The sequence below is a fragment of the Mesorhizobium sp. LSJC285A00 genome (genome assembly GCF_000503155.1).
Taxonomy (GTDB): domain Bacteria; phylum Pseudomonadota; class Alphaproteobacteria; order Rhizobiales; family Rhizobiaceae; genus Mesorhizobium.
This window is the reverse complement of the sequence record NZ_AYVK01000098.1, coordinates 1-2497: the sequence shown is the minus strand read 5'-3', so window position 1 is coordinate 2497 and position 2497 is coordinate 1. Positions and strand designations below refer to the sequence as shown.

The following is a 2497-nucleotide window of genomic DNA, read 5'->3' as shown; positions in this document are numbered from 1 at the left end:
GTTCAGCTTGTCGAGTAGCGGGATGGGTGGGCGGACCTTGCGCATTGTCCGGGACAAATCCGGGATAGCCGCCGTGGAGTTTGCCATGTTGCTGCCCGTCCTGTGCTTGGTCTGCCTCGGCATCGCCGATGGCTGGTCCTACGTGACGAGTTACCTGCAGATGCGCGCGGGCGTCAAAACCGCGGCCAATCTCGTGATGGCCGGCGCGTCCAATGACACCGGAACGCAGGCGGTCGCGCTTTCGAGCTGGAACGACAAGCCCGAGGACGCCGCGGTCGTGCTGGTCCGCTCCTANGGACGCAGGCGGTCGCGCTTTCGAGCTGGAACGACAAGCCCGAGGACGCCGCGGTCGTGCTGGTCCGCTCCTACTTGTGCGGCGCCACGGTCGTGGATGAGACCACCATCTGCGGCGGAAAGAAAATCTTCGTGCAGATAACGGCGACGGGCACCTGGGTGCCCCCGTTTAACTTCGGTGTCTTCCCGGACCCGCGCGCGATTAGTCATCAGCAGGTGATCCGTGTCCGCTGAAAGGATCGGATCCAGGTGGCGCCGTGACTGCTCCGGCGCAGNCTTCGTCATCGCTTTCCCGTATTTCGACCAGTATCCGATAAATTACGCCACGACCGTCACGGTGCCCCTGGTTGCTAGCTAGGCGTACGACCGGCTTTCGTTGAGTTGGCGGCCCTGTATTCAGCTTCCCAAGGCAATGCGTCGAAGTCGGGCTTGTGCCCCGCTTCACGGTAGGCGGCCTGAGTGAGGAAACCTGCTTTGTCCCGCTCCACAACGCAAACAAATGGCGGAGTGCCCGGGCACCTATAAACGCCTACAGCTTTTTCCATGCAACAGGTGTGCTACGGGTGCTCGGAGATGTCGTCCTTCATTACGATGACAGAACAAGAGCGAGGACAGCAGCGGCCCGGCATCACTGAAAGGGTGCGGGTTGGTAAAATTCGTACAACTCTTTTCATTGCGGAGAGAGTTTCGGCGAGCTTATTAATGTGTCGTTTGCCATTGCCTTTTCTGGGAGGCTGCGATGGTTGCAACGCCCATAGATATCGCTCGAGCGGCCACTACGGCCACCTTGCTGATGCGCCAGAAGTCCATGGCGGAACCCGCCACATTTCGCCGGGACATGGATCAATCGCGCAGGGCCATCCGAGCCTCACGCGAGCTTCTGAAGCGCCTTGGTCACGTCGTCGCGACGTGGCGCTAGGCTGGGAAGATGCCGACCCGTCTACTGTTGCCGTCTCCGCCTTTCAAGCCGACGTTCTCCGCTCTGCATTCCGAGCCCTAGTAGGGGAAACGGGTACGCCTGAGTGTCAATGGCGCGATTTAGCCAAGGCCCTGGTGCGCGATTTCACTGGGTGCGAGCTGATCGAAACTGGGTTGGTGGATTGGATCGTCAGCAAGTAGCCGCTGCCCGCCAGCGGCCCAGCAGCGGTCTGCGGGGACTTTGCAGCGGACGCGCTGGGCCTGACCGGTGGGGCGGTGTGGTATCCGCCGGCTGGCGAACATATGCGCCTCCTCCCAACGCCAGCGAAACATCCAAACGAACGAGGTGATCTAACCGCGATCTCGCCATCCAAGGCCGACACATAGGCCGATAGCAAAGGCCTATAATCGCTGAGAGAACGAAAATGGCCGACGCCATGGTTGGGGAACCCGGGTGGGTAGGCGCCGGCCACAAGTGGAACAAGCCCGCCGCGCCACACACATGGCTGATTTGTCATCACGTGGTTATGGTGTGATCGCGCAGGGCTGCACCAGCGGAACTTAGTAAACGCCGCTTGGTAAGCGATCCTCGACGCGATCGTTCATCGCCACGACGACTTGGGAAACTTGACGGNCTTAGTAAACGCCGCTTGGTAAGCGATCCTCGACGCGATCGTTCATCGCCACGACGACTTGGGAAACTTGACGGCTGCAGCCTTCTGCCATGTCAAGCTCAAGTCGTTAACAGCGGCCGCCCGGTCATGAGCAGGCATGCGCCCATCCTAGCATATCGCGCTGCCGGTTTCGCAAGGCGCAGCAGCAAGGGGAGGCGACCAGAGCCGATGTGAAGGGGACTAGTCAAGCTAATATTCGCTTGCGCTAATTTAAATGTGCCGTAACGTCATGCTCAGCATTTTTGGGGAGGAGCAACGGTGGGGAGTATGATGAGAGTAGCTGTGTTTTGCGCGGCGATCGTGATCGCTGGGACTGGTGTCGCTATAGCCAAGGAGAAGAAGGTGGTGGTGAGTGACGCCACGGACCTTTGCTCTACGAAGCACTCTGCCAAGAAGCAGGTGCTCGAACTGGACTGCAGGCCGACCGGAACCGCCAAATTGCCGGCCGATGGAACGCCGGAAAAGCCGCGCCTCGGATACGACACCGATCCGTGGCTGGTTAAAGGCCTTTAGAGACTAGCCGCTGGCAATACAGCGCAGCTAAGGGGAATGTGCGCTGGCGGTGAAGCCTTCTTTGTTCTCTCATCGGTGGAACATTGTCGCCTGGAAAC

3 protein-coding genes are annotated in these 2497 nt (G+C 59.8%); all 3 read left to right on the top strand.

The window, feature by feature from the left end; genetic code table 11:
* Positions 1-22 precede the first annotated feature (22 nt).
* The 3 genes from X726_RS1000000172160 to X726_RS137295 all read left to right on the top strand — a co-directional run bounded on the left by X726_RS1000000172160 (position 23) and on the right by X726_RS137295 (position 2399).
* The gene (locus X726_RS1000000172160) at positions 23-436 is read left to right on the top strand and encodes a TadE/TadG family type IV pilus assembly protein (RefSeq protein WP_280940467.1); all 414 of its coding nucleotides are present in this window, start codon (positions 23-25) and stop codon (positions 434-436) included.
* Positions 352-528, top strand: coding sequence for a hypothetical protein (locus X726_RS1000000171375; protein WP_023673950.1), 177 nt, complete (start codon positions 352-354; stop codon positions 526-528). Before X726_RS1000000172160 ends, X726_RS1000000171375 begins: the two co-directional genes overlap by 85 nt.
* A gap of 1625 nt (positions 529-2153) precedes the next feature.
* Entirely contained in the window at positions 2154-2399 is a 246-nt protein-coding gene (locus tag X726_RS137295; RefSeq protein ID WP_023673947.1) for a hypothetical protein, read from the top strand.
* The last annotated feature ends 98 nt before the right edge of the window (positions 2400-2497 follow it).